The 24,409-nt window shown below is 50.3% G+C and carries 26 protein-coding genes; 19 read left to right on the top strand and 7 right to left on the bottom strand.

The genetic code is table 11. The features are described from left to right. Window positions 1-20: 20 nt before the first annotated feature. From AB0A83_RS11070 to AB0A83_RS11045, 6 genes are read left to right on the top strand one after another with little or no spacing between them, the layout of a single operon-like run. Window positions 21-398 carry a DUF4845 domain-containing protein gene (locus tag AB0A83_RS11070; protein ID WP_150048372.1) on the top strand — a complete coding sequence of 126 codons (378 nt, stop codon included), beginning with the start codon at window positions 21-23 and terminating at the stop codon, window positions 396-398. Further along, window positions 395-1,078, top strand: coding sequence for a ribonuclease III (gene rnc / locus AB0A83_RS11065; RefSeq protein WP_150048370.1), 684 nt, complete (start codon window positions 395-397; stop codon window positions 1,076-1,078). Before AB0A83_RS11070 ends, rnc begins: the two co-directional genes overlap by 4 nt. Next, window positions 1,075-1,962, top strand: a complete 888-nt coding sequence (era, locus tag AB0A83_RS11060; RefSeq protein WP_150048368.1) for a GTPase Era — start codon at window positions 1,075-1,077, stop codon at window positions 1,960-1,962. The genes rnc and era overlap by 4 nt, the downstream gene beginning before the upstream one ends. 5 nt (window positions 1,963-1,967) lie before the next feature. Beyond that, window positions 1,968-2,663: a DNA repair protein RecO gene (gene recO, locus AB0A83_RS11055; RefSeq protein ID WP_150048366.1), complete on the top strand. Its 696-nt coding sequence runs from the start codon at window positions 1,968-1,970 to the stop codon at window positions 2,661-2,663. A 31-nt stretch (window positions 2,664-2,694) separates the two neighbouring features. After that, on the top strand, window positions 2,695-3,456 hold the full coding sequence (gene pdxJ, locus AB0A83_RS11050) for a pyridoxine 5'-phosphate synthase (RefSeq protein ID WP_150048364.1): 762 nt from the start codon (window positions 2,695-2,697) through the stop codon (window positions 3,454-3,456). 4 nt (window positions 3,457-3,460) lie between these two features. Further along, the gene (locus AB0A83_RS11045; protein WP_150048362.1) at window positions 3,461-4,204 is read left to right on the top strand and encodes a PP2C family serine/threonine-protein phosphatase; all 744 of its coding nucleotides are present in this window, start codon (window positions 3,461-3,463) and stop codon (window positions 4,202-4,204) included. Window positions 4,205-4,269: 65 nt separating this feature from the next. Here the strand turns inward: AB0A83_RS11045 and AB0A83_RS11040 are convergent, their stop codons facing one another. The 6 genes from AB0A83_RS11040 to epmB form a co-directional block, all read right to left on the bottom strand. Beyond that, entirely contained in the window at window positions 4,270-5,226 is a 957-nt protein-coding gene (locus tag AB0A83_RS11040) for a sigma-54-dependent Fis family transcriptional regulator (protein WP_150048360.1), read from the bottom strand. A gap of 10 nt (window positions 5,227-5,236) precedes the next feature. Continuing rightward, the gene (locus AB0A83_RS11035) at window positions 5,237-5,962 is read right to left on the bottom strand and encodes a sulfite exporter TauE/SafE family protein (RefSeq protein WP_150048358.1); all 726 of its coding nucleotides are present in this window, start codon (window positions 5,960-5,962) and stop codon (window positions 5,237-5,239) included. 74 nt (window positions 5,963-6,036) lie between these two features. Beyond that, the gene (locus AB0A83_RS11030) at window positions 6,037-6,954 is read right to left on the bottom strand and encodes a diguanylate cyclase (protein WP_150048356.1); all 918 of its coding nucleotides are present in this window, start codon (window positions 6,952-6,954) and stop codon (window positions 6,037-6,039) included. 5 nt (window positions 6,955-6,959) lie between these two features. Continuing rightward, window positions 6,960-7,859, bottom strand: coding sequence for a response regulator (locus AB0A83_RS11025; RefSeq protein WP_367154141.1), 900 nt, complete (start codon window positions 7,857-7,859; stop codon window positions 6,960-6,962). Next, window positions 7,826-8,092: a hypothetical protein gene (locus AB0A83_RS11020; RefSeq protein ID WP_367154140.1), complete on the bottom strand. Its 267-nt coding sequence runs from the start codon at window positions 8,090-8,092 to the stop codon at window positions 7,826-7,828. The genes AB0A83_RS11025 and AB0A83_RS11020 overlap by 34 nt, the downstream gene beginning before the upstream one ends. Before the next feature lie 80 nt (window positions 8,093-8,172). Then, window positions 8,173-9,159, bottom strand: a complete 987-nt coding sequence (gene epmB, locus AB0A83_RS11015) for an EF-P beta-lysylation protein EpmB (protein ID WP_150048353.1) — start codon at window positions 9,157-9,159, stop codon at window positions 8,173-8,175. Window positions 9,160-9,233: 74 nt separating this feature from the next. On the opposite strand from epmB, the gene efp reads away from it, so the two are divergent. The 13 genes from efp to AB0A83_RS10950 all read left to right on the top strand — a co-directional run bounded on the left by efp (window position 9,234) and on the right by AB0A83_RS10950 (window position 21,946). Beyond that, entirely contained in the window at window positions 9,234-9,806 is a 573-nt protein-coding gene (gene efp / locus AB0A83_RS11010; RefSeq protein ID WP_367154139.1) for an elongation factor P, read from the top strand. Beyond that, window positions 9,803-10,780, top strand: coding sequence for an EF-P lysine aminoacylase EpmA (gene epmA / locus AB0A83_RS11005; RefSeq protein ID WP_150048350.1), 978 nt, complete (start codon window positions 9,803-9,805; stop codon window positions 10,778-10,780). Before efp ends, epmA begins: the two co-directional genes overlap by 4 nt. Before the next feature lie 210 nt (window positions 10,781-10,990). Continuing rightward, a complete protein-coding gene (locus AB0A83_RS11000) occupies window positions 10,991-11,743 on the top strand; it encodes a MotA/TolQ/ExbB proton channel family protein (RefSeq protein WP_150048348.1) in 753 nt (250 codons plus the stop codon). 2 nt (window positions 11,744-11,745) lie between these two features. After that, window positions 11,746-12,624, top strand: a complete 879-nt coding sequence (locus AB0A83_RS10995; RefSeq protein WP_150048346.1) for a flagellar motor protein MotB — start codon at window positions 11,746-11,748, stop codon at window positions 12,622-12,624. A 16-nt stretch (window positions 12,625-12,640) separates the two neighbouring features. After that, complete coding sequence (locus AB0A83_RS10990; RefSeq protein WP_150048344.1) at window positions 12,641-13,237, top strand: PilZ domain-containing protein; 597 nt, start codon at window positions 12,641-12,643, stop codon at window positions 13,235-13,237. Window positions 13,238-13,326: 89 nt separating this feature from the next. Further along, window positions 13,327-13,527, top strand: coding sequence for a hypothetical protein (locus tag AB0A83_RS10985; RefSeq protein ID WP_367154138.1), 201 nt, complete (start codon window positions 13,327-13,329; stop codon window positions 13,525-13,527). Between the two features lie 269 nt (window positions 13,528-13,796). Further along, on the top strand, window positions 13,797-15,947 hold the full coding sequence (locus AB0A83_RS10980; RefSeq protein ID WP_150048342.1) for an adenosylcobalamin-dependent ribonucleoside-diphosphate reductase: 2,151 nt from the start codon (window positions 13,797-13,799) through the stop codon (window positions 15,945-15,947). Between the two features lie 17 nt (window positions 15,948-15,964). Further along, window positions 15,965-16,696 carry a DUF3800 domain-containing protein gene (locus AB0A83_RS10975; RefSeq protein ID WP_150048340.1) on the top strand — a complete coding sequence of 244 codons (732 nt, stop codon included), beginning with the start codon at window positions 15,965-15,967 and terminating at the stop codon, window positions 16,694-16,696. Between the two features lie 143 nt (window positions 16,697-16,839). Further along, the gene (locus tag AB0A83_RS10970; protein WP_150048338.1) at window positions 16,840-17,520 is read left to right on the top strand and encodes an NrdJb; all 681 of its coding nucleotides are present in this window, start codon (window positions 16,840-16,842) and stop codon (window positions 17,518-17,520) included. Between the two features lie 116 nt (window positions 17,521-17,636). Next, window positions 17,637-18,575, top strand: coding sequence for a hypothetical protein (locus AB0A83_RS10965; RefSeq protein WP_367154136.1), 939 nt, complete (start codon window positions 17,637-17,639; stop codon window positions 18,573-18,575). A gap of 1,239 nt (window positions 18,576-19,814) precedes the next feature. Next, a complete protein-coding gene (locus AB0A83_RS10960; RefSeq protein ID WP_190303109.1) occupies window positions 19,815-20,321 on the top strand; it encodes a DUF4410 domain-containing protein in 507 nt (168 codons plus the stop codon). 401 nt (window positions 20,322-20,722) lie between these two features. After that, window positions 20,723-21,196: a YaiI/YqxD family protein gene (locus tag AB0A83_RS10955; protein ID WP_269473480.1), complete on the top strand. Its 474-nt coding sequence runs from the start codon at window positions 20,723-20,725 to the stop codon at window positions 21,194-21,196. Window positions 21,197-21,655: 459 nt separating this feature from the next. Further along, on the top strand, window positions 21,656-21,946 hold the full coding sequence (locus tag AB0A83_RS10950) for a hypothetical protein (protein WP_150048326.1): 291 nt from the start codon (window positions 21,656-21,658) through the stop codon (window positions 21,944-21,946). Between the two features lie 267 nt (window positions 21,947-22,213). Here AB0A83_RS10950 and AB0A83_RS10945 read toward each other — a convergent pair whose 3' ends face one another. Beyond that, window positions 22,214-24,316 carry an IPT/TIG domain-containing protein gene (locus tag AB0A83_RS10945; RefSeq protein ID WP_367154134.1) on the bottom strand — a complete coding sequence of 701 codons (2,103 nt, stop codon included), beginning with the start codon at window positions 24,314-24,316 and terminating at the stop codon, window positions 22,214-22,216. Window positions 24,317-24,409 lie beyond the last annotated feature (93 nt).

The following is a 24,409-nucleotide window of genomic DNA, read 5'->3' as shown; positions in this document are numbered from 1 at the left end:
AACCATTCGGGGGCTGCACCATGTTTTCTCATATCAAATCACAGCGCGGGCTGACCTTTATTTCGCTGGTGTTTTTGTTATGTTTAATCGGTTTCTTTACTTTATTGATCCTAAAAATCGCCCCTCTTTACATCAATAACAGCAAAGTTTCCAATGCGGTCGAAGCCTTGAAAAAAACTCCGGACATCGCTAGCCAGTCCAGAAATCAGATATTAGATAGTTTACATAAACGCTTTAATTTGAATTATGTCGAATATGTAACCGACGACGATATTACCTTAATCGCTCAACCCGGTTATGTAAAGTTAGACATCGAATACGAACGTGTGGAACCCATATTCGGCAACCTGAGTGTGTTGGTGGAGTTTCACGAAGGCTTTGAAGCAGGAGACCAGTGATAAAGCATCCGGAATTATTAGCCCAAAAACTGGGTTTAGTATTTCGTCAACCTTTGCTGTTTAAAACGGCGTTGACCCACCGTAGCGCCGGGGCACAAAACAACGAACGTCTGGAATATCTAGGCGATTCCGTCCTCGGTTTCGTCATCGCAGAGTGGCTCTATTCCCAATTTCCAGGTGCAGGAGAAGGGGTATTAAGTCGATTGCGGGCGAGTTTGGTCAATCAAACCTCATTGGCCGAATTGGCGCGCCAACATCATTTAGGCGACTATCTAATATTGGGTTCCGGGGAATTAAAAAGCGGCGGTTTTCGCCGGGATTCCATATTATCCGACGCCTTGGAAGCCATCATCGGCGCGTTGCTGCTGGATCAAGGTATAGACGTGTGCCGCCATTGGGTACTCGAATTGTTTGCGGAAAAGTTTTCCAATATAAAATTGGACAGTTGGAACAAAGATCCGAAAACTCGCCTGCAAGAATTGATGCAAGCTCGCAGAAAGGAGTTACCGATTTACGAATTGGTGAGTATGACCGGTGCGGACCACGCGCAAACTTTCGAGGTCAAATGCCGGGTGGCTATTTGCGAACAAACGACTAGCGGCACGGGAATATCGCGCAAAAGGGCGGAACAAGCCGCCGCCGAGAGCATGTTAATTTTATTGGATCAAAAAAACGCATGAATTGCGGATATGTTGCATTAATCGGTAGACCGAATGTCGGCAAATCTACCCTAATGAATCATTTGCTGGGGCAGAAACTCAGCATTACCTCCAGAAAACCGCAAACCACCCGACACCGAATTCTCGGCATTAAAACTACCGACCTGGGCCAGGCAATATTTGTAGATACCCCGGGTATGCACGGCGATGAAAAAAAGGCACTTAATCGCTATCTAAATAAAGCGGCGGATAGCACTTTGTTAGGCGTTGACCTAGTGGTTTGGTTGTTAGATGGTGCGTTTTGGCACGACTACGACGAGCGTATTTTTCAGAAGCTGCACAATGCCGACATACCCGTTATTTTGGCGATCAACAAAATCGACAAATTGAAAGACAAAACGGAGCTCATGGAATTTCTTGCGACTGCTGCCCAAAAATATCCATTCCGCCATATCGTTCCGATTTCCGCGTTAAAGGACAAACAACTCGATGTGTTGGAACAATATATTATGAGTTTGTTGCCTGAAGCCGATTTGATTTTTCCTGCCGATCAAATTACCGACAGGTCTGAGCGCTTTTTTGTTGCGGAAATCATTCGCGAAAAACTGACCCGCCGGTTAGGCGATGAGTTACCTTACTCCTTGACTGTTGATATTGAGCTCTATGAAGATTTTGAGGAACTCAGTAAAATTTATGCCAATATTTGGGTCGAGCGCAGCAGTCAAAAAAGTATTGTCATCGGCAAACAAGGCGAAATGTTAAAGAAAATCGGCACGGATGCCCGAATCGATATCGAGCGCTTGCTGGGTCATAAGGTCTTTTTACAGCTATGGGTCAAGGTCAAAAAAGGCTGGTCGGATAGCGAGCGGGCCTTGCACAATCTTGGGTTTTCGGACAATCAATAACGCCAATGTCGGCTTTTGCGGTTTATTTGCAGCCCGCTTTTATACTCCATCAACGTTCTTATCGGGAAACCAGCGTATTCATCGAGTTATTTACCCGAGATTACGGCATTATTTCGGTGTTGGCTAAAGGCGTACGCAAACCCAAGTCCAAATTTGCCGGCGTTTTAATGCCTTTCTCGCTCTTAAATATCTCTTTTTTGGATAAACATGAAGTGAAACTATTAACGGACGTAGAGTTGGCTTGCCGCTATGAGCTTAGGCAGTTATCGCTTTACTGTGGATTTTATTTAAACGAGTTGCTGCAGAAATTATTGTATCCGCATGATCCATACCCCGAAGTATTTATTAATTATCGCAATTGTATCGATCATTTAACCGGTAACAATGCGGTCGAAGAGATTTTGAGGTATTTCGAATTAGACTTGCTTGAGGCGCTCGGTTACGGAATGTTGCCGGAAGCCGCCGTTTCTAGTAGTCAAGCGAGCGAACGCTACCGTTTTCATGGTGATCAAGGGTTGATCCAGGACGCACAGGGCTGTATCAGTATGCAAACTCTTAGAGCTTTGAATAACAGGCAAGCGCTTAGTCTCGTGCAGCTACAAGAAACCAAGACGCTGTGTCGGCAGGTGCTGGATTATTATTTGCTTGGAAAGCAATTGAAAAGCAGGGAAGTTTTAGCGCAAATGATAAAGTTCATGTAATTGCGGTTTAGCGAATTAATAATGGAGAAAAGTGAATAACTTACCGACTGCAAATAAACAAACCGTGTTGTTAGGGGTTAACATTGATCACGTCGCAACACTCAGGCAGGCGCGCGGAACACGTTACCCGGAGCCGATACAAGCCGCGTTGATTGCCGAGCAGGCGGGAGCCGACGGGATCACGGCCCATCTACGCGAAGACAGGCGGCACATTCAAGACAGGGATATATTGTTACTTAAGCAAACTCTGCAAACTAAATTAAATTTAGAGATGGCAGTGACGGACGCCATGGTCGATTTTGCTGTCCGGATAAAACCTCAAGCCTGTTGCTTGGTACCGGAACGGCGCGAAGAGTTGACCACTGAAGGTGGTTTGGATGTGGTGTCCGTTTTACCTAAAATGCAGGATGTTTGCGGCTTGCTGGCCGATGCGGGTATAGCGGTTTCCTTGTTTATCGATCCGGAGTTAGCCCAAATAGACGCTACGATACAAGTCGGAGCACCCGTCATCGAATTGCACACCGGTCGTTTTGCCGATGCAGAAACACCGTTTTTACAGGAGCAAGAACTGGAGCGTATCAGACGTGCTGCGGAATACGCTCATCAAGCCGGCTTACAAGTCAACGCCGGCCACGGCTTGAATGTATACAACGTAGAAGCGATCTGTAAAATCCCCTCTATCGTCGAATTAAACATCGGTCACTCTATCATTGCCCAATCGGTATTCAGCGGTTTGGCGCAAGCGGTAAAGGATATGAAGAAAATAATGCGGGCAGCGCGTGCCGAGTCATAGCACGATGCAGGAAGTTCTTGAATTTTATCAATTGACTTCCGCGGGAGACAGATCTGTCAATCAAGACTGTATGGCCCATCGTGTTTGCTCCGATTATGCGGTGTTTATCGTTGCAGACGGGCTGGGTGGTCATCAAGCGGGCGAAAAAGCATCGCAGTATTTTTGTCGTTCCGTTTTATCCTTGGCGGCAAGCTTTCAACCGCGAATAGCCGAGGACATTCAAACAGTTTTTGGTGCTTGGATGAATGCTGCGGCGTCCGGCATGCGCAAACTATTTGCCGATGATAACCTTGCCGCCGACGCGCATACCACCTGTGCGATATTGTATTTGGACGACGCGCGCACCGTTACCGCGCATTGTGGGGATTCGCGTATCTATCGATTAACACCGGACAAAATAGTATGGCGCAGTAGAGACCATTCGAGGATTCAGCAACTTTACGAAGAGGGTAAGTTGACCGGCTGGGAAATGGGTGTGCATCCGGAACAAAACCGGCTAACTCGCAGCATCAATGCGTTAACTCCGCCTTATGTAGACGTTGAACAGTTCCAGCCTATTCTGCCGGGTGAAACTTTCATTTTATGTAGCGACGGATTTTGGGAGTCCATTAAAGAATCTGAGTTATTGCAGTTGGCGCAGCCTTCGAGCGGTAAGGCGGAACTCAGAAAATTGGCACAATTGGCAATTTTACGCTCGCAAGGGCGCAGCGATAATTGTACGGTGCAGTGGATCAGAAGGAAGAATTAAGGCTTGTTTGTGACAAGCCTGGCCGGAGGCAGGTCTTAGACCCGTAATCCGATTTTGATCAACGGCTAATGCGTTGCTAAGCCGTGTTTTTGAATCCGGTAAAGCAGGGTGTCTCTGGAGATTCCCAATAGACGTGCGGATTTACTGCGATTGCCGTTGGTTCTAGCCAAGGCCTGATGGATCATGTTGGCTTCCAGCTCATCCAATTGAATGCCCATTTCCGGCAATTTGAAGTTAGTAGTTGCGGGTACTGAAACTGAATTGGTGAATTCGTGCGGTAAATTTTCTGGTTCAATCATCCGTCCCGCTAACAATATGCTCAGGCGCTCGCACAGATTGCGTAATTCTCTGACGTTACCGGGCCAAGAATAGCTTTTCAAGGTCTTTAATGCCTGTTTACTGAATGTAGGCGCATCTAAAGAATGGGTTTTAGCGAAGTGGCTAAAAAAATGTTTAGCTAGGGCATCGATATCTTCGCTGCGTTCGGACAAAGAGGGAAGTTCAAGAGGTACTACATTCAGCCGAAAATATAAGTCGCGTCTAAATTCCCCGGAATCGATCAGCGAGTTCAAATCGGCATTGGTAGCGGCAATAACCCTAACATCGACCCGATACGGTTTTGTTCCGCCAACCGGCATACATTCCCCGGACTCCAAGAAACGGAGTAATTTAGCTTGTATGGTGAGCGGTAAGGAGTTGATTTCGTCCAAAAATAAGGTGCCACCGTCCGCTGCTTGAAATAAACCCTGCTTGTCGGAAAACGCCCCTGTAAAAGCGCCTTTTTTGTGACCGAATATTTCCGATTCGACCAGTCCTTCCGGCAAAGCTGCGCAGTTGAGCGTGATAAAGGGTTTGTTTACCCGGTTGCTATCTTTTTGAATGGCGCTAGCTAACACTTCCTTTCCGGTACCGGTCTCCCCTTTTATCAATACCGTTACATCGGTCGCAGCTACCATGCGGGCACTGCGTATCAACGCTTCCAGAGCCGGAGATTGACCAATGATTGAACTGAAATGATCCACTGTAAACCCCTCAAAACGTCATAATGTGTTCGACACGCATTGGATTAAGCCAAGGGAAAGCGGCCAGTAGCGCGAATACGATAAATAAAATACCGACTACTCGCTTAAATAATTGAACTCTGGATATCCGCGCTAGCCACGAGGTCATTATACCGACTCCCACTACTGCAGGTAAAGTGCCGAGCCCAAATGCTAGCATAGTCATCGCGCTATGTAGAATGTTCCCTGTGGTGGCGGCCAAAGCCAGGGCGGTATAAATCAGTCCGCACGGCAACCATCCCCAAATCATGCCAAACAGTAATGCTTGGGTTTTGTTAGTCACAGGGATCATGCGTCTGCCGAAAGGTTCTATGAGCTTCCAAAACCGGGCACCCAATTTTTCTATGTAGGCAAAGCGCGGAAACCAGCCGCCGATATAAAGTCCCGCGCCGGTCATGATTAACGCGGATAACAGTTGCAACACGCGGTGCGCGTGACCTTGAGTAAAGGGCAAGGTCAAAAATGCTTCCAACGTTCCCACCACCGTACCGGCCAAGGCGTAGCTTGCGATTCGTCCTAAGTTGTAACTCAAAACGATGCTGAACAGGATGCGTTTGTTGCTGCGCAGCTCTTCGCTCAGGCTATAAGTCAATGTTCCTATAATGGAGCCGCACATGCCGATGCAGTGAAGACTGCTAAACAGCCCGATAATAAAAGCGGCTAAATAAGAGGCATTGAAATCGAGATAAAGATGCATAAGCCTTGTGTAGAAGGTATTTGAAACCGGCAGCTAGGATTATAGACAGGATTGTCAGGCAATCACGGCTAAAATCAAGCCATCCTGAAATGTCGTGCAACGCAATTGCGCCCGGAATGTTTAGCTTGATAGAGGGCTGCATCGGCGACTTGAAAGAGTTCGGCAGCATGTCCGTCGGAGTGGGGTTCAATCGTGCCCACTCCGATCGAAACACTTATATGCGGCAGCGGGCTGTTAACGGCGTGAGGAATTTTCAGGCGTTCCACTGCCAATCGATATTGTTCGGCCCTCATTATAGCCCCGTCGATGTCGGTATTCGGTAACAAGATTGCGAATTCCTCGCCCCCCAGGCGGGCAACTAAATCTCCCGGGCGTTGGGTGTGTACGGTTAAAGCACGCGCCACCCGTCGTAAGCAATCGTCGCCGATAGGATGTCCGTAATAGTCGTTAAATAATTTAAAAAAATCAATATCGAGTACTAACAAAGACAATCGCGTCCGCGTGCGTTGCGCTTGATTGAATTGCCGATCCAGTGCGACATCGAACGCGCGCCGGTTGGGAATTTCGGTCAAACCGTCCAGTGACGCGAGTTTCTCCAATAAATCGGTTTTTGCCTTCAGCTGTATTTGCGTTCTCACTCGGGCTAATACAATGGCGGGAGAAAATGGCTTGGTAATGTAATCGCTGCCGCCGATTTTAAATCCTTGTACTTCGTCCGCTTCCGAGCGTTTGGCTGTTAGAAAGATAACCGGAGTATTCCGGGTTTTATCGTCGGATTTTAGCAAATGGCATATGTCGAAGCCGTTTGCGTCGCCTAACATAATATCCAACAAAATCAAGTCCGGATTATGTTTTTGGGCAATGTGCACCGCTAAACTACCGGACGTGGCTACTTTCACCGTATAAAACGGCTCCAAAATATTTTTTATCAAATCCAAGTTTTCCGGGCTGTCGTCGACCGCCAAAATGGTATTGTCAGTTTTTTTATCCATGAAGTTTATTCACAAGAATCAAGGAGCTGAGACAACGCGTCGGAGGCTTCGACAAAGCGGTAATGGGCGATTTGGCTTCTGATTTTCAATAATTCTTGTGTGACTGTTTGATCCTCTATTCCCGCAAGCACGCGTTCCAACTGTTGATCGGCGTCTGAATCGAAGGCTTGCAATTTGCTAAGTAACAAGTTGAGTTGGCGGCGCTTTTCTAATGGAGAAAATGCCCGCTCCGGATTGGCGGTTAGCAATTGCGGCCCGGGCAGTGCAGTACGGATATGACCGACAACTCTGCTTAGTTCTTGCGCAGCCATAGCTAATGCCGTTTGTAGTGCGGAAGAGGCTGTTGTGGTTTCGGAATTTTGTAGCATTTCTTCCAAGTGCAAAACGTGTCCGTGCAATTCGAGAGCGCCTAAAGAAGCCGATAGACCTTTTAGAGTATGCGTGAGTTGTTTGGCGGAGTGCAAATTGCCGGAGAGCAAAGCCTGTTCAATTTCTCTGATACTGGCCGCATGATTATCGGCGAATTTTCGCAAGATTTTTAAATAGACCGATTTGTCTCCGGCAGTATGTTGGAGTCCGATCTCTCTATCTATCCCATACAAATTGGGCAGGTCGTTGTCGCTTGCATTGTATGCCGGGATTTCTTGTTGATAACAGCGTGGTTTTATCCACTTGGCTAACGTGCTATACAAGGTTTGCGGCAAAATGGGTTTGCCGATAAAGTCGTCCATGCCGGACAATAAACATTTGTTTCTGTCGTCGCTCATCACGTTTGCGGTCATCGCGATGACCGGCAAGGTCGCACAGTGCGGCAGCTTGCGTAACTTGCGGGTTGTTTCGTAACCGTCCATCACGGGCATCTGTACATCCATCAGACCGCCGGGTAAGGCAGTTTGGAAAAACATTCTTTATGCGTGGCGGAGCTTCGGGTGATATCGCCGTGTAAGCGTGCACGAACGCCAAACAGCAGGGTTAGTATGGCCAGGCCTAAAGAAGCGTGCAGTAGCGCCGGTAATTCGATAGCAATTCCCTTTGCAGCGCACAATTGCTTGCTTAACTCTAAAGCAAAGTCTACGCCTGCCAGTAACAAGGCAAGGCGTACATAACGAATGGAATCAGGCCCGGCCTTTAGCATCATGCGGCGACATTGAAAAACAAACTCGGGTAAATAGTAAACCGCAAGTGGATTGGGGACAATCGCCCTGCCGCCGCCGAGTGTTAACCAATCGGTATTTTATATGCAGCCCCTGCTTGTTCCTGAACGAGCTTGGGTACCAGATAGCCCGGCAAGTGCTCGCGTAGTACTTGCATCAACTGCACGGCGGTGTCGCTGCTAACTTCGAAATGTCCGACGCCGCGGGTCTTGTCCAAGCAATGCAAGTAATAGGGCAAAATGCCCAATGCAAAAAGTTGTTCGCTGAGTGCTATCAAGGTTGAGCCGTCGTCGTTGACCTTAGCGAGCAAAACGCTTTGATTTAATAAAGTCAGGCCCAACGACTTGAGTTTTTGACATGCCGACGCCACCTCCGGGCTTAACTCGTTGGGATGATTGGCATGCAAGACTATAACGATTCGAGCGGACACCTTTTGGAAAATCTCGAGTAAACCGGCGTCGATGCGTGCCGGCAAGACGACGGGTACCCGAGTATGGATGCGGATCCGGCGAATTCGACTTATGCAGCCTAATCGCTCGATCAAGTCGGCCAAGGCATCGTTGCCCAATAGTAACGGATCGCCACCGCTCAAAATGACCTCGGTCACATCGCTGAGGCTGGAGATGTATTGAACGGCCGCGGCGATTTTGCGTTTGCTCAGCTGTAAGTCCGCATATGGAAAATGGCGCCGAAAGCAATAGCGGCAGTGAATTGCACAAGCCCCCGTCGTAATTAACAGCACTCTGCCGCGATATTTTTGGATTACCCCGGGATGAGCAACCGCCGTCAAATCGCCTACGGGATCCAAGCTATAACCGGGATAGTCGATTAATTCGTCTCGAACCGGCAAAATTTGCCGCAGCAACGGGTCGTCCGGGTTGCCTTTTTCGATTCTTTCGGCGAAATATAGGGGAACCTTTAGTGGAAAACTTTTAACGTTGGAAATGGCCGATATAGTGCTGGGGTCGAGTTGCAGGTAATGGCATAACGCTTCCACGCTGGAAAATGCTTCGGCGAGTTGCCGCTGCCAATGGTCGCTTGCTAAGGTCAATGGAGCTCCAATTTCCGATTAAAATCCATATCCATTATAATCGCCGGATTTATTGTTTGTTTCACGAGGAAAAAATGGCGACTTACAGCACCAACGAATTCAAAGGTGGTTTAAAAATCATGCTGGACAACGATCCTTGTTCCATCATCGAAAACGAATTCGTCAAACCCGGCAAAGGCCAAGCGTTCAATCGCGTAAGAATCCGCAACCTGAAAACCGGGCGTGTCATCGAGCGTACTTTCAAATCCGGCGATACCGTGGAAGGGGCCGATGTAGTCGACATCGACATGCAGTATCTCTATAACGACGGCGAGTTCTGGCACTTCATGGTTCCCGATACCTTTGAACAATACCAAGCCGATAAAAGTGCGGTCGGCGACTCGATCAAATGGCTGAAAGAGCAAGATCTTTGCACCATGACCTTGTGGAACGATTCGCCGTTGTCGGTGACCCCGCCTAATTTCGTCGAACTGGCAATCACCGAGACCGATCCGGGCTTGAAAGGCGATACGTCCGGCGGCGGCGGCAAGCCGGCCACCTTGGAAACCGGCGCGGTAGTGCGCGTACCGTTGTTCGTGCAAATCGGCGAAGTGATTCGCGTGGATACCCGTACCGGCGAATACGTGTCCCGCGCCAAAGAACAGTGACAGAGGACTGGCAGCCGACTGCGGACCTGAGTCAGCTAAAGTCCAGAGCAAGTCTGCTGGCGGCTATTCGCCAATTCTTCGCGCAGCGCGAGGTAATGGAGGTCGAAACGCCGCTGCTGTGCCATACCACCGGAACCGATCCTAATCTGGCTTTTTTCCGCGCCGACTATGCGGGAACAACGCCCCAAACGCTGTTTCTGCAAACTTCGCCGGAGTTTGCGATGAAACGGCTGCTGGCGGCCGGAACCGGCAGCATCTATCAAATTTGCAAAGCCTTTCGCAATGGCGAAGCCGGGCGCTATCACAATCCGGAATTCACCATTCTCGAATGGTACCGGGTCGGTTTCGATCTGCAGCGTCTGATGGATGAAGTCACCGCATTATTGACCGGCTATTTAACGGCATTTTTTCCTGAGCTGTTGGTAGAACGCGCCAGCTACCGCGATTGGTTTCTGCGCTACTCAGGGATAGATCCTTTGGACTTCAATGCGCCGGTTTACCGCGCCTTTGCCGAACAAATCGGCCTGCCGGAGGCCGCCGAGCTATGCGGCGATCATCACGCCTTGTGGCTGGACTTGTTGTTCAGTCATCATCTGCAAAACCGTCTGCCGGTAAACACGATTTGCTTGATATACGACTATCCGTCCGTACAGTCTTCGTTGGCGCGCTTGCATCCGGCCGACCCGCGCATCTGTCAACGCTTCGAAGTGTTCATTAACGGCGTCGAGCTTGGCAACGGCTATTACGAACTGCGCGATGCCGTTGAGCAAGAAGCGCGGTTTGACGCCGAAATTCAATTTCGAACCCGCCAAGGCCTAACACCGGTCTGCAAAGACCGACGCTTACTGGCTGCGTTATCGCAGGGCCTGCCCGATTGCAGTGGGGTAGCCATCGGTTTGGATAGATTGCTGATGGTCGCCGGTCAAGCGCAAGATATTTCACAAGTATTGGCGTTTCCTATCGGGCGTGCCTGAGCGTGCTCTAAATTTTAAATGTGCGATTTGGCTGCGCATGCCACTGGCAATGCGATTCGAAATGTTTGCTGCCCGGCACGCCAGCCCTCATAAACGTTTCCCGGCGCAATTCCTACAACGCGAAATTGCCAAAAAACAGTCTGAATTACGCAATTCGGCTATCCTAAGCGCGTCTCATCAATGTAAGCAAAATAAACCGAGGAAGTGCCAGTGGATCTAGCAACTTTAGTGGGTTTTTTATTAGGCGTCGCCATCATCACTTCAGCCATCCTGACCGGAGGCGATCTGATGTTGTTTGTTGACATGCCGTCTATTTTAATCGTATTCGGCGGTACTTTCGGCGTGTCGTTAATGCGCCTGCCCATAGACGATTTCTTGCGCTCGTTCGGCGTAGTCGGCAGGGCTTTCATGAATAAAAAAGTCAATCCTAGCGTACTGATAGAAGAAGCCGTTACCCTGGCGGATATAGCACGTAAAAACGGTTTACTGGCATTGGAGTCTGCCGAAGTATCCGATCCGTTTATGAAAAAAGGCATACGCTTGTGCGTGGACGGCTACAATCCGGAGTTCGTCAGAAACTTGCTGCAACAGGATATAGATTTAATGGTCAGCCGTAACGAAGTCGGGCAGGGCATGTGGAAAGGTGTCGCCGATTTGGCACCGGCCATGGGCATGATAGGCACCTTGGTTGGTTTGGTGCAAATGTTGGCCAACATGTCCGACCCGTCGGCGATCGGCCCTGCTATGGCTGTTGCCTTGCTGACCACTTTATATGGTGCATTAATCGCCAACGTGTTTGCGCTGCCTATGATCGATAAATTGGCGTCCGTACTCAATTACGAAAAAGCCAACAAAGAACTGGTGATCAACTTTATCTCCAATTTGCAGGAAGGTACCAATCCCAAAGTATTGCGAACTCTTTTGAATACTTATGTGGCCGAGAAAAAACGTAACGAGGATTAACCATGTCCGATTGCCCTAAATGTCCTCCGGTAGGAGCGCCGATGTGGTTGGCGACTTTTGCCGACTTGATGTCGTTACTGATGTGTTTTTTCGTATTGCTGCTGTCCATGGCCAGCATGGACGTGCAGAAATTCAAGCACGTGGCCGACTCGTTGAAGCAGGCATTCGGGGTGCAACGGGTAATACCGGTCGACGACATTCCGATGGGAACCAGTATCATCGAGCAACATTTCACCCCGGGACAAGTGACGCCGACGCCGCTGGAGGAAATCAAACAATCGACTCAACAGCAATCGGAAAAAATGGACGAGTCGCCGGAGGCCATGGAGCTGGCTAAGCAAAAAATCATCGAAGCCAAGCTGGAAGAAATCAAGGAAGAGGCTGAAAAAATCAAAGAGCGCTTGAAAGAGGAAATCGAGCGCGGCATGGTGACGGTAGAAACCAAAGGTTTCAAAATCGTCATCAGAATTAACGAAAAAGGCTCGTTTGCCTCGGCCAGCGCGGTGCTGCAACCCGGTTTCGAACCGGTCATGGATAAAATTGCCGATTCGGTGGCGCAATCGCAAGGCAAAATCATCGTTGCCGGCCATAGCGACGACGTGCCGATCAAAACCATCATGTACCGCTCCAACTGGGAGCTATCCTCGTCGCGGGCGGTCACGGTCGCTCAATATTTGCTGGACAAAAAAGGCATAAATCCTAAACGCTTTTTGGTGGAAGGCTATGCGGACACCCAGCCTTTAGTGGCTAACGATTCCCCGCAAAATCGCGCGATCAACCGCCGGGTGGAAATCGTCATTGCCCGTAACGAGATCGATAGCGACAACGGCGGCGGGCCGGAAATTATTCAATCCGACAGTGTTACGGACCCGAAACTCTAAATTTTAGGAACTTGCCATGCAGAATACTCAAACCGAGAGGCGGCGTTTTTTTCGCATCGACGACAATGTCAGTTTAGCCTACCGCTTGATCGATCAAGCGACAGCGGATAAAGGCTTGCAAGCCGCGGGGCATTTTTCGCCCAATCATTCCTTGGCGGCGACCATGGATGTGCTTTCGCAAGAAGCCCTGCTGATCATGCAGCGCATAGCCGGCGATAACAAGGATTGCGTGGAACTGTACAAAGTGTTGGATGCAAAAATCAACGCAGTCGCTCAGGCGATTATGTTCGTTGGCAGCAATGTCAATGCGCAAAATTGCCAAGACGTCAATCTAAGTGCCTCGGGAATAGCCTTTCATCATAACCAAGCCATGGACATCGGCCAAAATCTGGCCATCGAGATTTATTTGCCCACCACTCTCGCCTTAATCCAAATATACGGTCAAGTGGTGGATTGCCGTTTGGGAGAAAACCCCAGTTTGGAGCCCGAACATTACCAAATCAGCGTCGATTTCACCCATATCCGCGAAGAAGACCAGGAATTGTTGATCAAACATATCGTGCGAGTACAGTGGCAGCAATTACGCGCAAAAAACGGCATGCTGAATTTATAGCCCTTCCGGCATTTGCCGGTTTGATCATAGTCAGACCGGTAACCGATATAACCTGGGTTCACTCATTGCCCTAGCGTCCTTTGAACCATATGAAAATGAAACATTATCCGGAAGACTGCACGCTTTGCCGCCTAATGCGCAGTATGGCGTTTAGCGGACTGGGCATGGGACTGGGGGCCGGCATTGCCTATCTATTCGGGGCATCGCGCCAAAACATGGTCTATTCCGGCATGGTGGTTGCGGCCATCATTATTTTCGGACTGTTTGGCAGGAATGGTAATAAACGTTAGCTTTTCATAACGCTAAGTCAAGAATTTTTTCATGACTTAACCATTTTGCGCTAAGTATCTGAACTAAAACCCATAAATAATTTCCCCGCTGCCACAGCTAAAAAAAGCCCTATCAGGCACAATATCTTGTGCTAACATTCCTAAAAAACACTATATACAGTGAAAAGCTAAATCCTATGCTCAGTTGCCGGTTATGTCGGCACAACAGACTAAGCGGAATTTTCGGGTAATACATCATTCATCACCTCCAGCTAACAAGGGACCTACGCATGACTGCCAAACTACAAGTCGTATCGCCGGCTAACGTTGAAATTCCGCTGCAAAGCGCCTCCCTGGACATCTGGGACAGCAAATATCGTTTGAAGACCAAGGACGGCAAGGCCATCGACGCCAGCATCGACGACACTTACAAACGGGTCGCCCGCGCGTTGGCCGACGTCGAAAAAACCAAGGCCTTGCGCGAACAGCATTACAAGGAATTCCTGTGGGCCTTGCGCCAGGGCGCGATTCCGGCCGGCCGCATCGTCTCCAACGCCGGCGCGCTGGAGCATAAACCGGCCACCTCCACCATCAACTGCACCGTGTCCGGCATCATCGAAGACTCGATGGACGACATTCTGCATAAAGTCCACGAAGCCGGCCTGACCCTGAAAGCCGGTTGCGGCATCGGCTACGAATTCTCGACCTTGCGGCCGCGCGACGCCTATGTATCCGGCGCCGGCGCCTACACCTCCGGGCCGCTGTCGTTCATGGACATCTACGACAAGATGTGTTTTACCGTGTCATCGGCCGGCGGCCGCCGCGGCGCGCAAATGGCCACCTTCGACGTGGCCCACCCGGACGTGGTCGATTTCATCCGCGCCAAACGCGAAGACGGCCGCTTGCGCCAATTCAACCTGTCGCTGTTGATTACCAGCGAATTCGTCGAAGCGGTGAAAAACAACGGCCCGTGGCCGCTGTCGTTCCCGATTACCGAGCGCGAACTAACGGCCGACCAGATCGATCTGGACGACGCGGCAAAAGTGATCTGGCGCGATCTGCCCAACAAAAAAGGCTATGTGGTCAACGACGCCGGCCTGGTGGCCTGCCGGATCAGCAAGGTGATGCCGGCCCGCCGTTTGTGGGACATCATCATGTCCTCCACCTACGATTACGCCGAACCCGGCTTCATCCTGATCGACAAGGTCAACGAGATGAACAACAACTGGTTCTGCGAGCACATCCGCGCCACCAACCCCTGCGGCGAACAGCCGCTGCCGCCCTACGGCTCCTGCCTGCTGGGCTCGATCAACCTGACCCGCTTCGTCGAACAGCCGTTCAGCGAGCAGGCCCGCTTCAACTGGGACAATTACCGCAAGACCGTGCGCATCTTCACCCGCATGCTGGACAACGTGGTCGAAATCAACGGTTTGCCGCTGCAAAAACAGCGCGACGAAATCACCGGCAAGCGCCGCCACGGCATGGGTTATCTGGGCCTGGGTTCGACCATCACCATGCTGGGCCTGAAATACGGTAACGCCGAATCGCTGGACTTTACCGAGGAAGTCACCAAGGTCATGGCCGTGGAAGGCTGGAAAACCGGCCTGGAACTAGCGAAGGAAAAAGGCCCGGCGCCTATCATGGAGCAATTGTTCGAAGTCACCGGCGAGATGCTACACAAGCGCCCGGAAATGACAGCCGACGGCTATAAACTCGGCGATCAGGTCCCCGGCCGCGTGCTGCACGCCAAATACAGCCGCTACATGCAAAAACTGGCGCAAGCCGAGCCGGAGCTGGTCGCGCAACTGGCCGAAACCGGCTGCCGTTTTACCCACCACAGCTCGATCGCGCCGACCGGCACCATCTCGCTGTCCTTGGCCAACAACGCCAGCAACGGCATCGAACCCAGCTTCGCTCACCATTACTCGCGCAACGTGATCCGCGAAGGTAAAAAATCCAAGGAAAAAATCGACGTGTTCTCGTTCGAGCTGCTGGCCTACCGCCATCTGGTCAACGCCGACGCAATGCCTTACAGCGACGATCCGAAACAGCAATTGCCGGATTACTTCATCGCCGCCGACGACATCAGCCCCAAGCAACACGTGGACATCCAGGCCGCCGCCCAGCGCTGGATCGATTCGTCGATCTCCAAAACCGCCAACGTGCCGACCGATTACCCCTACGAAGACTTCAAGTCGATCTACGAATACGCCTACGAACAAGGCCTGAAAGGCTGCACCACTTTCCGCTTCAACCCGGAAGTGTTCCAGGGCGTGTTGGTCAAGGAATCGGATTTGGAAAACACCACCTACCAGTTCACGCTGGAAGACGGCCACGTGGTCGAATTCAAAGGCAACGAGGAAGTGGAATACGACGGCGAAATCCACACCGCCGCCAACTTGTTCGACGCGTTGAAGGAAGGGTATTACGGGAAGTTTTGATCGAGCGAAGCAATCGCATGAACGGTCCATTTTCCGATTACATCGTTTATGTCGATGAAAGCGGTGACCACGGTTTGAATAGTATCGACCCGAGTTATCCGATATTCGTGCTGGTATTTTGTATTTTCAAGAAAATCGATTACGTGAGTACCGTTGTGCCGTTGATTCAAGCCTTCAAACTCAAGCATTTCGGCCATGATCAGGTGGTTTTGCATGAAACCGATATTCGTCGCGATCGCGGCAGTTTTGCTTTCTTGAAAAGTCGGCAGCTCAAATCCGATTTTTTAAACGAATTGACGTTAATCATTCAGCAATCGCCGTTTACCTTAATCAGTTCCGTAATCGATAAACAACGTTACCGGCAAAAACATCAGGCTACGGAGAATCCTTACCATATCGGCTTGCGCTTCGGTTTGGAACGGATTTTTTATTGTTTGCGACAAACTTTTGTGACCCACATCGTCGTGGAACAACGCGGCAAAGTGGAAGACGACGAATTGGAGCTGGAGTTTCGGCGCATTTGCGCCGGAGATAACTACCTGCATAAGCCATTACCGTTCCAATTGGTATTTGCCGACAAGAAAAGCAATTCCGCCGGATTGCAATTGGCCGATTTGGTCGCACGCCCGATTGGGTTGCACTATTTGAGGCCGGAGCAAGTCAACAGGGCATTCGAAATCGTCAACGAAAAATTTTATACCAACGTTCGGGGCGACAGGCATGGTTACGGACTGAAATGCTACCCCTGAAAAACAAAAAGCCCCGATGTAACCACCGAGGCTTTTGGTCGACCGAGTATCCTCAATCCTTGGCGGCATTATCTGTTTGGCAACTTGTTTAGTCAAGTTCGGTAACAAACGAATTCAACAGACAAATTTAATAGGCAAGTAACATGACCCTACACAAAATCAGCAAAAAAATCGTCGGCTACAAAGTGCTGAGCAAGGACAGCGCCGAAACCGCCCAACCGGAAGCGGAAAAGCCGTCGCTGGAGTCGATGCACGAAAACGTCGAGCGGCCGGAAGTGCTGGTCGGCTCCACTTACAAAATCAAGACGCCGCAGTCCGAGCACGCCTTGTACATCACGATCAACGACATCATCCTCAACCAGGACACCGCCCACGAAGAGCGCCGGCCCTACGAAATCTTCATCAACTCCAAGAACATGGAGCATTTCCAATGGGTACTGGCCTTGACCCGGGTGATCTCGGCGGTATTCCGCAAGGGCGGCGACGCCACCTTTTTGGTGGAAGAGCTGAAAGCGGTGTTCGACCCGCGCGGCGGCTATTTCAAAAAAGGCGGCGTGTTCATGCCGTCCTTGGTCGCCGAAATCGGTTCCGCGATCGAGTCGCACCTAAAGCATATCGGCATGATCAAGCCGGAGAAACTCAGCGATCATCATCAGCAGTTGTTGGACGAAAAGCGCCGCGAGTTCGAGGCTTTGCACGGTTCCAGCGAGGGGCAGGCGTTTCCGGAAAAGGCGGTGCTTTGTAATAAATGTTCGACTAAGGCGATGGTGTTGATGGATGGGTGTATGACTTGTTTGAATTGTGGGGAGTCGAAGTGTGGGTGATTTTGTAGGTTGGAAAAGCGGAGCGCCTTTTGCTGGATGGTATTAATGCGATTGCTGCGTCAGTCGCATGTACGGTCTCCCGATCTTAGTTAAAAACTGAAATATAAGGTTTGTAAATGTCTGATGATATAAGTCAAAACCAAGCAGATGAAGCTGATAAAGTTAGAGAATATGACTTTTCTAATTTTAATGACATGCTTGATGTGTTTAGGGATGATTTAACAGATGAACAGATAAAACTGTGGGTTTCTAGGTATATAGAGAAATTAATTTCAAAGTATGAGTTAAACTGTTATAGGGTTATTTTTCTTTTTGATAATTTAAGATCTATTAGTGAATCTCATTCAAATAAAATATATCAAGCAATTTCAGACTTAAAGAAAGAAAGTGATATTTTATTGGTGTTGCAAAGTGGGGGAGGTAGAATTGAACCGGCTTATCTCATAAGTAAGACATGTAAGAGGTTATGTAAGTCTAAATTCGTTATATCAATACCGCGCAAAGCGAAATCCGCAGCTACACTCATTTCTTTGGGGGGACATGAGCTTCACATGGGACTGTTAAGTGAACTCGGACCTATTGATCCACAATTTTCTGGCTTTCCAGCATCTGGGCTCTCGAATGCGATGGAGAAGATTGCAGGAATGGCTTGTAAGTTTCCAGAGTCTTCGGATATGTTTGCTAAATATCTTACTGACAACTTAAACATTCGAGATCTTGGGTATTTTGAGCGTATAAATGAATCTGCGGTTCAATACGCAGAAAGGTTATTAAAAGGAAAAAAATTGCCTGAACCATGGAATGAAGCGACTCTAGCAAATCATTTAACAAATCATTATAAGGATCATGGCTTCGTAATCGATTCAGATGAGGCGGCTTCGTTATTAGGGAAGTCAGTGGTTAAAGAAAATACAAAGGAATATCAGTTTGGTAATGAAATTTATGAGTTCTTTGATTTTTTTTCTTTTTTGTATAAAACTTTTAGAAACAAAGATATTAGATATGTCGGTAGTGTAACTAAAGGTTTAGATGTTGAAGATAGCAAGCAGAATTAGGATTGTAGGGTCGTAGCTCGCGTAGGTCCGATTAGCGTTAGCGTAATCGGACGCATGTATTAATTAAATTCCGTTGTTTTAATGGTTTCGCTAGCGCGAAGTCTGATTTAACGCCGGTTCGCGGACCGGCAACCGCGATACTTTTCTTTGCTTGTCCAAAGAAAAGTATCCAAAAGAAACGACACCCCATGCCGCTTGAATCCTGCGCTCCTCCGGGTTTGTGCGGGGTTTTCGGAAGGGCTGTCCTAGCCCTCCGAAAACGCGCGGCATCCCTGCCGCGCCCCTGTCGGGCTGATCCGCCCAAACCCTCCGGTGCTCGGCGCGGCATAAGGGGATTTGATATGCGCTTCGCGCGAAAAGGTGCGGCCGCGTTGCGGCCATTTTTGACTGGTAACCAAGCTCCGGCTTGGTTACCTGATCTTGGAAGCTGTTGCTTCTCGATTAAATTAACGAAAGCTGGAGCTTTCAAGATAAAGTTCCCAAACTGGAGTTTGGGAACCAGAAACTGTATTAGTTGTTTAGATATCGTGAAGCCCGATTTAACGCCGGCTGGCGGGAAGCAAACCAATGAGCATTATTCTGCTGCCCGGTAAGCCGCTGATTACCTGCGAGACCGGTTCGGGGTTGGTCCCGTTATTCCGCCCCGAGCATCGCGGATTTTGACGAGATTAGCCCGAAGGGGCGATGCATGGATGCATCGCGTTTTACGCAGGGGCTGGGAAGCCCCTTCGGAAAACCCTCGGCAAAATCGAGAAGCGCAGGACAAATCGGCAGGACAACCGATTTGCATGCGTAGCATCCGAAGGGCGAGGCTCAGGGATGAGCCGAGTGAGCTAGGCGGAATGCCGGGTGTCGTTTCTTTTGGGTACTTTTCTTTCGACTGCATGGATGCAGGAGGTAGAGCAATGCAGGAGCAATTGCCGAGGACAAGTAAAGAAAAGTATCCCGCTTGTCGGTGCGGGAACCGGCATTCAAAAAGCATCCGCCGCGATAGCGACGCTACTGAGACAAGCGGTTGTCGATAATTCAGGAGCGATCCGGTAGCCGGCACAGTAGCTATTCGCATATGCGTAATCGGACGCATGTACAAATTGGTATAGAGTTGCTGTAATGGTTTGGCTCGCGCGTTGCCTGTTTTACCGCCGGTTTTATCGTGCGGATGTGAAAACGGTTTGCTTCGTAATGCAAATTAGGCATCGCGTTGGATTCCAAGCTTGTTTAACGAAAACTGAGGTAGATGTGAAACTATCGTCTTTGATTTTATCTGTGTTGATTTTAGCGGCCTGTTCAACTCACCAACTAAAAACGGCATCGCCGGAAAATGTTTCAAGTTATGGCAAGGATATTAAGCTCAATGTCACGGGCGCACATTCTGAGATTGTCGATAAACTTACGCGTTATATTCAGGCTTCGCTTTTAACCGAGGGATTTAATGTTGTCGCCGACGAGAATGCCACCCACCTGGATGTAGCGATTTCGGAATTCGATCCCGGTAACGCTGCATTGCGCTTGACTATAGGTTTTGGCGCTGGCAGGGGATCGTTGGTTTATAACGCCAAATACACGAAAAACGGCAAGCTGTTGGTCGATTACGACGGAGCGGAGCGCTTCACCGGCTTGGAAATCGCACCGGGAACCAAATATGAGACTTTTAGAAATTTTGGCGGCGAGGAAACCTCGACGCTGATTTTGCTGGAAGAAGCCTCAAAACATATCGTTGAACAGGCCACGGCAAATAGGCGATAAGCCGACAGCCGTCTCGGCTTCGTCAACACCCGTAGCGAGGCATAACCAGCCGTATGTTTTATTTCGAACGCCTTGGTTTTTTAGGCTTGCACTAAGGCGCGCTTACGCCGGTTCGTGAACCGGCAACTACGATTCTTTCGCTACGAAAGCCATCGCAGGTTTTCGCCCTGTAAGCCAGCCTAGCGGACGCGCAAATCCGCGCCGGGCGAAATTGTGCTCGGCCAAAAAAGAATGTATCCAAAGACTGGCCATCCCATGCGACTTAGCTCGCTCGGCATGTGCTTGTACCTCGCTGCTTCGGGCGAATCCGCTGGCGACGCAATCGAAAGAAATTCGGCTGTCGATCCGTGAATCGACGTAGATTAACCGTCGCGATAGCGACAAATAATAAACCACGATCAATGAAACCCACACTCACCATGCAAATCTGGGTCGATGCCGACGCCTGCCCCAAGGCGGTCAAGGATATTCTGTTTCGGGCGGCGGAACGCTGCCGGGTTATGACGACCTTGGTCGCCAACCAATCGCTACCGATACCGCCTTCGCGCTATATCCGCATGTTGCAGGTCGGCCGTGGTTTCGATGTGGCCGACAATGAGATCGTCCGGCGCATAGCGGCAGGCGATTTGCTGATCACCGGCGACATTCCGTTGGCAGCGCAGGCCATCGCCAAGGGCGGTCATGTCATCGATACCCGCGGCGAAGCCTACAGCCGCGAGAATATCGGCGAACGTTTGGCAATGAGGGATTTCATGGATGGCTTGCGCGCCAGCGGCGTCGATACCGGCGGGCCGGCGGCGCTCAGTGCGCGCGATGTGCAAAACTTTGCCAATCAATTGGATCGGTTTTTGGCCCGGCAGGCCGACACGCGCTAGACTGCGGTCGAGAGTTGTCGTTAACCTTTAGTCGGCGCCGCGATCTGTCCGAAAGTTGCGATTTGCGCTAAATGCGAGCTTCGGTCATCCGGATTCGTTCCGCAACAATTTACAGCCACAACGAAAAGCCTTGATTTTCTTGACATAGGAAAAAGCCCTTTCCAAACTCTCGTGTACGGCTGCAGCAACAATCCGCCGACCGATCAAAAGCAGGTTGCCGACCATGCCATTGCGGATAGCCGAGATGGTCAAGCCAATTCGAGATGCACGACTGGAGATGCGTGTGGCGCGTAATCGCTTCGACGCAGATCAATGTTCTCATTATGCTAGTACTCGTTCCAGTGCTTGCAGCTGACACCTAACGGTTTGTCGTTTCGGTGCAGCCATTGTGCCGGACTGCCGGCCGAACGCTGCTAGCAAATGCGGTCAAATTTACATCCATATCACTGGAGAACCTTCATGAGCGAGCAAGCTAAGCATTTTCGCCAACTAATCGAAGCGCAGTTGGCAGAATGGATTGCCCAGGCCGATTTGTTGAAAGCCAAGGCTAAGCATTTGGCGGCCGACGCCAGGACAGAATTCGATCAGCAATTGCATAAACTGGAAGCGCAAAAGACGGAATTAACCGAATACTTGCATACGTTAAATCAAATCAACAAAACCGAATGGAACGATATCAAGCAAGAGGCCGAAAACAAATTTCATGGTTTTTGCGGTGCGGCCAAGCAATTCATGGATCAGTACAAATGAGGCGATTTCCAGCATCAGAAACAAGTACAACGACATTTTAATCCTAGTTGGCATTGCTTAGATTCTTGGGCCAACAGAAAGAGTGTCGGGCATCAATGGCAAATATTGGCTTGAAAGGCTGTTTATAACGCCGGTAGCTATGGATCGTGTTGTGCGAATGTGAAAGAGGGGGAGAAGGTTTTTTAACTCGTTTTTCGAAGCGTTGGATCAGGGCTGCCGATAAAGCCGGCGGACGCCTGAGCGCCCGCCGTTTTGAATGCGCCCGACTTAGTCGTCGTCCGGCCCGTTATGACAGGTGTAGCAGCCGACCGGTTCGCCGCGTTTGACCGTCTTGGTTCCCCATTCGGTGTTCCAGGTTCTGTCGGCAGCGGCGCGAGACAATACCGTACCGCGCAGGGTTTGGCCGTGGCAGGCTTTACATTCGCCGGGTTGGCGTTCGTAAAAAGCCGGATGACCGCGGTCTTCGTCCAATGCCCAACGGCTATCGCCGACGTTGTGCATGCCATGCGGTCCGGCCAACGTCGGCACCAAACTGCCGGGTTTGTGGCAAGTCGAGCATTCGCTGATTGTACCGACGTGGCCTTGTAAGTCGGTAGCCGTAATGTCGTCATTGGGATGTGCCGCGTCGCCCGGCCAAATCGCGTGGGTGCTGCCGTGGCAGCCTTCGCAAGCAATGCCGCTATGGCCTTTGCTAAAGCGGAACAACTTGCCGTCGTTCTCGGCGAAGCGTTTATTGCCGGCCAATAGCGGCGAGGCGGCCGGATCGTTGCGGTCGTATGCGTGCAGCAAGCGTATGCCGTCGGTAGCCAGATCGGCATTGATCGCCGGCTTTGCCGAGGCGGGTATCAGATGTTTGACCGCATCGCCGGTGTGACAGGATTGACAACGCGGCTCGTCCGACCAGGCCTTGCGTTTCAAGTCGGTAGTGCGTTTGTCGATAGTACCGTATGTCTTTAAATTGTTGACGGCACCCACGGCTTGCATACCGCCGTGACAGTTTTGGCAAGTCACCGTATCGGTCATTGCCCCGCGTAAACATTTGGTTTCCGTGCCCGGATGGCATTGATAACAGGCTTGCTGATCCGGGGCCGGCACACCGTTTAACGCGGGGTCTAAACCCGCGACCGGCGCCGGTTGGTCGTAAATGGTTTTGCCGTCCACTTGGCTGATTTTGTTGCCGGCGTGATACGCATGCATGACTTCGGACATCCATTTGTGGCCGACTTGATTGCCGGTCGGACGGCCGTTGCCGGCCAAATCCAACGCGGGGGAATAATGGCAACTGGCGCACAACACGGGTTGGTTGGCCTGCAAGGTGGTACGGTGGCGATTGTCGTGCAAGCGCAAGATATTGCTGCGGGTCTGTACTTCCAAATCGGCCGCGTTCGACCAATTTTGCCCCTGCGCGGCTTTCTTGCCGGTGGCGTGGCAGTTGCTGCAGGTGGTTTCGTCGGAAACCGGTACGACTATGTCGGCAAAGGCCAGTTCGACGTTTGGATTGTTTTTGTCGTATGCGCTAATCCGCAGCATCGGGTAAGGATTGTTGTTGCCGTTATCGTCGGTCGGCAAAATCGGTATGCCGGTAGCGGAAAATAAATTCAGCGAACTGTTCCAATTCAGGGAACGCAAGCTGTCGTCCTGAGTATCGTTTGGCATGTATAAGCCCAACAAGCCTTGCCCTTCGGCCAATGCCGCACCGTATAACAGTTCGGCATTGGATTTATCGCTATTTGCGGCTTGATCCCAAAAATTGGTTTTATGCAAAGAACTGCTATTGATCGAGCCTTGGCTATCGGCAACCGGCGCATAACGCAACTGCAAGGCGGAACTATTCAACACATGCGGCTTTCCGGCCGCATCCTGCGCGACGACCTGCGCGTTGACGACATTGAAGGGCGGTAAAATCGAAAACACCGTAAAGTCTTTGTCGACGCAATGCATCCCTAAGTCGTTGCTCGCCAGCAGTTTGAAATTGCGGAAAAACGTCAAATCGGTGGTAGTGTCGCCGCCGCCCGAGTTATTACCGGTTTGATACTGAAATTCGAGGGCGTTGCTTTTTTTCTTGGCGCGGGTCACCAAACGTACCGATATGCTGCCGCTGCCCTGGGGTAGGGTCAAGGTCACTTGCTGGTTATTCCACGAACCGACGGCGGATTTGTTCAAGCGCTTACCACCCAACAAAATCTTGCCGGGCTTGTTGCCTAAATTCTCGCCGGTTATGGTTAAGGTTTGCCCTGGGGCGCCGGAGTTGGGAGATAAAGCGCTGATGCTGGGTGTTTGCTTGGAATGGGCATCGGCGTTGGCTGGAAGATAAATTGATGTGAAAACAACAATTAACATCAGGAACGCAAAGTGCTGGAGTCTAGCCATGTCAGTCTCCAAAAGTATTTTAGGAAATACTAATTATGCGCGGCTAAGCAAATCTTTGCATGATTTTTTCATTAAATAATTTGTGGTTATTTT

The sequence above is a fragment of the Methylomonas sp. HYX-M1 genome (assembly GCF_040741385.1).
GTDB classification, from domain to species: Bacteria; Pseudomonadota; Gammaproteobacteria; order Methylococcales; family Methylomonadaceae; genus Methylomonas; species Methylomonas rhizoryzae.
Note: the sequence above shows the minus strand (reverse complement) of the source record. Positions and strands in the feature narration are given on the sequence as shown.